This window comes from Alteromonas sp. NFXS44 (genome assembly GCF_040148705.1).
Classification (GTDB): domain Bacteria; phylum Pseudomonadota; class Gammaproteobacteria; order Enterobacterales; family Alteromonadaceae; genus Alteromonas.
Map to the genome: position 1 here is coordinate 1 of NZ_JAGDEA010000013.1, position 8,321 is coordinate 8,321.

Below are 8,321 nucleotides of genomic sequence, written 5' to 3' on the forward strand. Positions count from 1 at the left end.
AAATAGAACGGGCATTAAATGCCAGACCGAGAAAGTGCCTCGGCTTCAGGCAACCTGTTGCGGTATTCAATGAATTACGCAGGGCTGCCTAAATTAGCGAGTGGTGCACTTCGGAGTTGAATTCGCGTGTTACTTGAAAAAGGATTTATCCAACTTAATTTTACTTTTGGTTGAAATCCAAAAATCATGCTTTAATCCAAGCCCATAAAACCCATAAGATTGAATTTATAAAACTCGCTTTACTAGTATATTTCCATTCAATAAATATACTATACCACTACACCTTGCGTGTAAGGCCATTCAAACAGTTAAATAAAAGTAACGTTTTAAAAAAAGGTTCTAAAATCAATTTAGAACCTACTCACGCATTTAGGACTGACAAGGGATTTAATACGCAAGATTTAAAACAGTATGCAGAAAAAAATTACTTGTGACTACATATTTCATATACAGAGGCCCTAAAGCCTTTGAAATTACAGAACCCCTTAAAACAACATTATTGAAATCCAAGAAATGACAAATATTAAATCCCCCAGAAAAATTTCTCTATAATTTCCCAGGGAGATTCAAGTCATTGATAATAATTATTAGGCAAACTGTCAGAATGTGTATCTGGCAGTCAAGGCGTATCTGGCACCAAGAATGGATAATTCATTTAACTGACTTTCAGTTCTTCCATGTATACGTTGATTTTCTTCCAGAACATTTATCCCTTCTAATGAAACAATCATATTTTCCATAACTTCATAACCTATTGAAAAATCAAGTTGGTCGTATGCCTCAACAAAAATTGGTTCATTCGAGCTAATACCGCTTAAAAATTTGTCTCGCCAGTTGTAGGCCAGACGAGCCTGAATTCCAAATTTTTCATACAGAATAGTAAAGTTAGCCGAGTCACTGAGTCCTGTTAAAGCGAATTGGTTTGTACTTGGGTCAGCTGCAACATCAAAACCTACTGAGCCATTTACAATTGTATAGTTCGCCTGAACACCGTATCCTGATTCCCCGAAGAAGTGTTGAAGAGCTAACTCCCAGCCACTCAATTTAGCATCTTGAGAGTTGACTGGGATAATGACCCGACTCATGAGATCCGGGTCATCGCTCGTGGCAACAATATCAACACCATTTTCCCAATCTGAGTATGGAGCACTGTCGAAAGGCATGCCACAGAGTTCAGCATTGACATTTACGCATCCATTGTTGGTGTCATTCATTGATGCAACCATTTGGAACACTGACTGTTGATTGACCGCTATACCACGAGATTCCAGCTCAGCGATTGCCGCTTCGACTCTTGGACCGTTTGAGGGATCTCTAACCCCATCAACTGAAGTCAAATCTTCACCCTGCCCAATAAAGTTTGGAACTCTCTTGTCAAAGTAGCCAATAGAAACATAGCTAGTATCGTCATAGTACCACTCAAGTGACAAGTCCAGGTTATTGGATTCTACCGGCCTTAGGCCTGGACTGCCGTTCGTTGCGAAACCTGGTGTACCGCCGAGAGAAAGCGGCCCTCCATTCGGACCACCAATCCCCGATACGCCTTCAGAAAGCTGATTATAATCCGCTCTTGAAATAGATTTGCCTATTGAAAACCGGGAAATAAGATTTTCTGTGATATGTAATGAAATATCGAGGCTTGGAAGTATGTGGCTATAGCTACCCGTACCTTCGACTAGTGGTGCTGATGCTAAATCACCGGTTATGCTTTGGTAATCATTGTCTCCTAACCAAACTAGTGTTGTTTCAGCAACTTGAGTAACTGACTTTACGTCGGTTTTTTCGTATCTGATACCGACCAAGATATCAACAGGCATGTTTCCAAGTTCCGTTTCCATATCTAGTTGTCCATAAGCTGCAAAGATGTCCTCCTTAATCAGGCGGTTAACACTATCGTTCATATTTGGAGCCCAACTAAGTCCGGCTTGACCAGATAATATTTTTCCGATTTCTGCAGCATCTCCAATAAAGCCTTTTGATAAGACTTGCGGAGTTCCGGAAGAAGCTAATTCAAAAAATGCACTCTGTTCCGGCGACAGTGAGAAGCTATATCCGTCAAAGAGCCTCGAATAATCAAGCTCAGATAGCATTTCGTCTGGTACGTCTCCGGGTTTTACTTGTCCCCACCCGCCTTCAAACAACTGAAAATCCTGTGAGCTTTTTGCGATATTCTTCATTGAGGTTGCTTGAATACCAAAATTAAATAGGGAGCCGTTTTCAAAAATGTAGCGACCATCCAATTTAATCTGTCTAATGTCTGACCATACCCGATCGTAATCCATGTTTCTGACATTAGAGTTTATATCACCTTTATCCAGCTCATTGGGAACCAGACCACCATCACGAATAACACCAGTCAGTTCGCCGGTAGGATCAAAATCATCATCGAATTGACCAACCAAAAGTAACAGACCATCAGAGTTGGCATAACCTAATTCAGACATACCACGAGCCCCAACAGCGGTTTCCAACCAATTTGTTACAGCTCCCGGTGCGGGTAAGCTTTCACTTGAGGAATCGTGAAAATCCAAGCTTAGTGACAAGTCATCATTTACATCCCACTCGGCGTTGAAGCCAAGTGACTCTAGTTTATTTTGGACATTTCCTTGCTGAAGGGCCATGTCAAGACCTGCTGTTGAAGGGAAGCCTGTTGGATCTACAATGTAAAAATCGGTAGGGGTTTTGATTAATGCGTTCTCATCAAACCGAACATCTGTAACCGGTCGCTGGCCCCCACCAAACCAGAAAGACTGCTGAGCTCTATTCAAAAAGGATTTTTGCTCTGCAACCAAATAATCAATGGTTGTAGTAACACTATCAGTCGGTCTGAATTGTAGGACGATTTGACCATTAGTTCGTTCTCGTTCATGGTCTGCATGAAAATATGTTGCACTTGTAGTCATGTTTGTCTGTTGACCCAAGTCAGGTGCATTCTCAACGTAAACCGCATCTTGAGAGTTTTGGTCAATGCCATTAAAAAATGAGGCGCCCCCCCAAGGTCCTGAGTAATCTGACCAGCCTCCCGTATACATACCTGTTTGCGCACTATCCCGGAGCTGATGAGAAGCGGATATAGATAAACCCCAAACTTCATCATCGTCAGTCCAACTAAAAAATCCTGAAGCTTCCGGAGTGACATCATCACCCACACGATTAGTTGTATCGTGTAAAGCTTTTGCTCCTACTGAAAAATTTAACCCGGGGTTATCGAACGGACGACGTGTTTTTAAATTTATTGTTGCTCCAATACCACCAGAATTTATATTCGCTTTTCCTGTCTTATAAACTTCAACGCCTGATATACCTTCAGAGGCAATATTGCTCATATCAAAAGAACGGTCATTTATTAACCCACCATCAGCAGAAATCTGAGATGATGGCATAGTCCTGCCATTCAGGGTTATGAGATTATATTTTGGACCGAAACCCCGAACAGTGACTTGAGAGCCTTCACCATTCTTCCTATCAATCGATACCCCGCTAATTCTTTGTAACGATTCAGCCAAATTTGTATCGGGAAACTTACCGATATCTTCTGCGGAAATTGCATCTACTACGCCGGCAGAATCCCTTTTTATATCCATCGACTTCATCGCACTTCCGCGAATTCCTTTTACGGCTATGACCTCAATATTGTCCTCTGTCTCTTGGGCATTAGCGAGGCTAAGTGCTGATGTCGCTATTAAAGCAACTGATATTGAATGTGCAATCTTATTAAATTTGTGTGTGTTTTTTCTCGGCATTATCACAGTTTTTCTCCAGGTTTTTACTAGCAATCACAACAGAATGGAGCTTCGGCAGAAAGCCCAGGTCACTTTTGATTGGATTTGACTTTATATGAACAAAAATGAAAACGCTACATTTTTTTAACACAAAATGTCCAATGAAAGACATTATTGTTAACCGTATTGACTAATAACTATTGAAATTTGTCCATTATGAGTTAAAAATGCAACAAAAAATGACTAACCGAGGACAAAGATACAATGAGCAACTTGTCACAAGTAAAACTGTTTGGAAACTTTTGGTTCTTTATATTTTTTGTGTGGTTCTGTTTTAATGCAAACTTGGTCCAAGCCAGAGAATCTGTGCTAGCTGCTGTGAATCTGAAAGTAAATGGACTCAAGAATCCCCAAGGAGTTAACCCAACAGATTTGAATTTGAGCTGGCAACTATCAGCTAGCTACAGGGGAGCTCAACAGTCTGCTTATCAAATACAAGTGGTTCCGGCTGATAAAGAATTTAATTCGCCAGAGATGAAGTGGGATACCGGCAAAGTACGATCTTCCGCATCACTCTATATTCCTTATCAAGGGGAGTCTCTATCTTCACGCGAAAAGGTAAAGTGGAGAGTCAGAATATGGGATGGCGATAGCCTCGTTACCGATTGGAGTGAATTGAGTGAATGGTCAACAGGTTTAATTGGTGACAGGGATTGGCAAGCTAAATGGATAACCTCTCAAGATGTAAATTCTGTTAGTTCCAGCCCCGTTACTTATTTCCAAAAAGAGTTAGTTGTAACAAGAAAGGTCAAAGAAGCTACCATTTACGTTTCTTCACTAGGCATCTATGAACTAAGTATAAATGGGGAAAAAGTCGGTAGTGATCTGTTTACGCCAGGGTGGACTGACTATAACCACCGCGTTCAATATCAAACTTATGATGTAAGCAATTTTTTCACAAGTGACAAGATTGTGCTGCAGGGTATTGTGGCAGACGGTTGGTATCGCGGCTTTCTGGGTTGGGAGGGGCAGAAAGCACTCTACGGAACCAAAACTGCATTTATTGCTCAGTTGCACCTGCTCTTTGAAGACGGCACCGAACAGATAGTTACAACAAACGACTCGTGGAAATATTCCACGAATGGCGTAATTCAATTTGCAGACATTTACAAAGGCGAGTTTGTTGACGCAACCGCTCCATCGCCAATTTGGAAATTCGCGCAAATACTGGATAAAACTGTAAATTTAGTTGAACCAGAGTCGCCACCAGTACGTGAGATAGAGATCTTAACACCACAACATATATCGCGATTAACCGATGATTCTTTCATTGTTGATTTTGGACAGAACTTTGTAGGAAAAATCAGACTATCAGCGACGGTTCCAAAAGGCACAGAAATACTTATCGAACATGCCGAGGTATTGGATGAACTTGGTGATATTTACACAAATAACCTCAGAAGTGCAGTACAGGAAGACAGATATGTATTTTCAGGTATAGAGAATGAAACATACTCCCCCACCTTTACATTTCATGGCTTTCGTTATGCAAAAGTGAGTGGATTACCATCTGGCGCAGAATATCCGTCAATCGAAGGGGTAGTTATACACTCTGACCTTGCAAATACAGCGGAATGGACCAGCTCCAGCGAGTTACTAAATCAGTTATACAGCAATATTATCTGGGGGCAAAAAGGTAACTTTTTGGAAGTGCCTACAGACTGTCCGCAACGGGACGAGCGTTTAGGTTGGACAGGAGATGCTCAGGTATTCGCCGCGACAGCGGCAATTAATATGGATGTTTCAGGCTTTTTTAAAAAATGGCTGACTGATTTGTCGCTATCGCAAAAAGCGTCCGGCAGCGTTCCTCATGTCGTACCTGACATATTAGACGAACAACATCATGGGACTGCAGGATGGGGAGATGCTGCCACTATTATTCCGTGGCAAATGTACCTGGCCTATGGAGACAAGAGCTTTCTCAAGCGACAATTCAACAGCATGAAAGCCTGGGTTGACTACATATCAACACAAGTTGATGACGACTTAATTTGGAGGCCCGGGTTTCAATATGGTGACTGGCTTGCCCCGCTCTTAAATGACTCCCTCACGCCTTATCGCGCCGAAACCGGGACAGACTTTATTGCTACAGCTTTTTATGCTCATTCCGTTGATATATTGTCCAGGTCTGCGCGTATTATTGGGGATGAAAAAAACCATAAACTGTATGCAAAACTGTTCGAGTCTATAAAAGAGGCTTTTAATCAGGAATTTGTAACAGATTCAGGACTGATTGTTTATAACACACAAACCGCTTACGTTCTGGCATTGAACTTTGATTTACTGGACGAACATTCTCGCCTGGACGCTTCCCGTCAACTAGTTCGGGACATTTCCAAGCGAGGAAACCATTTAACAACCGGGTTCCTCGGTACGTCCGGATTAACAAAAGCTTTGTCTGATAACAACAAGAGAAGAACGGCATATAATCTTCTGAATCAAACTACTTATCCGTCCTGGCTCTATCCTGTTACCTTTGGTGCTACCACAATTTGGGAACGTTGGGATGCCATTAAGCCAGATGGTTCGTTTCAAAATCCTGAAATGACATCATTCAATCACTACGCGTATGGTGCAATTGGTCAATGGATGATGACTACCGTTGCAGGAATTCAGATTGATGAGAATGCACCGGGCTACAAAGTCGTCATTCTGAATCCTCAGCCCGGCGGAGAACTCACAAATGTAAAAGCATCGATAGAGACTCCGTATGGAAAAGTGTTATCAGACTGGCGTATTCAGGCAAGTAATTTCACTTACGAAATCGAGGTTCCAGCAAATACAGTGGGCAAGGTAATACTGCCATTGGCGAAAGGCGCAACAATTACTGATGGCTCGCTTGATATTTCTCGGATTCCTTCAATTTATGAAATTGAAGATATTGGTGATGATGTTCATCTAACCGTAGGTTCAGGTAAATACTCTTTCTCTTATGATTCTGTTCCTCTTGCACTTCAAGCGGCAGATATAAGTCCTATTTCGCGAGACACCACGCTGTTTGAGGCTTCTGGTATCCAGGAGATTCAGAGTTTCCTCCAAAAAAATGCGCCACAACTGTTATCTCCCTGGGCGATACGCACTATCGGAGACAAAAGCCTCAGTGAGATTTCGGATTCATTACATACCGATAACACAATAGAGAATTTAATTAAGCAAATTCCAATCATTAATGAAACCCGAAAAAATCGCGCATTAGGTGTTAAATGAAGAAATCAACTAGCGCCCTTTTCTCTATTGGTGTTTTGGCCACGTCCTGCCAAAACAATGTCAACCTGAATTGTAAGGGATGCAATTTAATGGCGTAAATATGGAGCTACAGACGAGCGCTCAACCAGAGAACATTTCAATGGGGAGATTATATAGTCGTCATTTTGCATGATACATCGCTTAATTAAAAGGTTGGCCGCTTCTTGTCCTAATTCAACGACAGGCTGTGAGACTGTTGTAAGGGGGGGCCAAAGAACTTCGCTAATGGGATCATCATCGAAGCCGATAACAGAAAGTTCGTGAGGAATCTTTATTCCCAATTGAAGTGCATATTTGTAAACCTTTGCAGCAACGCCGTCATTAAATGCAAAAATGGCAGAGGGCCTGTCCGCGCGTTGAAGTAATTTCTTTATAAATGTGTCTTCTTGAGTATCGGAATCGTTGTATTTGATTAGCCATTCATTGTTTATCGGTATACTGGCAGCATCCAGAGCCTGTTTATAGCCTTGGAGACGCCAGTGGGCTGAGCCATTGTCTGAACTTTCGGGAACGATAATGCCGATATCTGAATGACCCAGTTCTATCAAATGCTCAACGATAGAGCGTGCTGCGCCAACTTCATCACAGTAGACAGATGGCCTGACTGACTCGCTTCCCACACCGACTAAAGGAATACGGGCGGAGATTACGATTTTCAGAATAGTGGGGTCGTTACATAAGGGAGCAGGAAGGATTAATCCATCTAAGGCTGTTCTTCGCAGAAAGGATTCAAGTTCTTTTTGAGTAGAGTCAGGTGTACCGAGGTCAATGGGTCGAATAACGACGTCATAAAATAAGCGGTCACTTGCTCTAATAATTCCTTTTGTGAGCAATGCATTATATGAATAACCTGAATAATCTGCGAACGCGACACCAATGACGAAATTTTTTTTAGACCTCAACCGTCTCGAATGCGCATTGGGATAAAAGTCATATTCATACATTTTACTGAGTATGTGTTCTTTAGTTGAAGCCTTAACCTTTGGGTCATCATTCAAGACTCTTGATACTGTCTTTTCTGATACTCCGACCAAAGCTGCAAAATCTTTTACACTTAGAGTTTTCATAAATAAATTGTAATTAAACTCACTTGATGTTTATTAAGTGAATGCATTCTTGTTCAGACATTTCGGAATTCAATTGTATCTTTTTCCACGGTAATTCCTACCCGAATTCAGATAATAAGTGCACCACTCATGGTTAACGGGTGATAGATGATCAACTGCCTGTTGGTGGTATTCTAAAGTCGCCAAACAATTAGAGTATTACCATGAGTTACAAGCAGTTGATCGA

General features: G+C 41.6%; 3 protein-coding genes. 1 reads left to right on the forward strand and 2 read right to left on the reverse strand.

Translation table 11 applies throughout. The features are described 5' to 3' along the window. Positions 1-599: 599 nt before the first annotated feature. The gene (locus tag J3369_RS21950; protein WP_349591148.1) at positions 600-3,743 is read right to left on the reverse strand and encodes a TonB-dependent receptor; all 3,144 of its coding nucleotides are present in this window, start codon (positions 3,741-3,743) and stop codon (positions 600-602) included. A 243-nt stretch (positions 3,744-3,986) separates the two neighbouring features. Between J3369_RS21950 and J3369_RS21955 the strand changes: the two genes are divergently transcribed. After that, positions 3,987-6,989, forward strand: coding sequence for a family 78 glycoside hydrolase catalytic domain (locus tag J3369_RS21955; protein WP_349591149.1), 3,003 nt, complete (start codon positions 3,987-3,989; stop codon positions 6,987-6,989). Positions 6,990-7,075: 86 nt separating this feature from the next. Here J3369_RS21955 and J3369_RS21960 read toward each other — a convergent pair whose 3' ends face one another. Beyond that, positions 7,076-8,095 carry a LacI family DNA-binding transcriptional regulator gene (locus J3369_RS21960; protein ID WP_349591150.1) on the reverse strand — a complete coding sequence of 340 codons (1,020 nt, stop codon included), beginning with the start codon at positions 8,093-8,095 and terminating at the stop codon, positions 7,076-7,078. Positions 8,096-8,321: the final 226 nt, after the last annotated feature.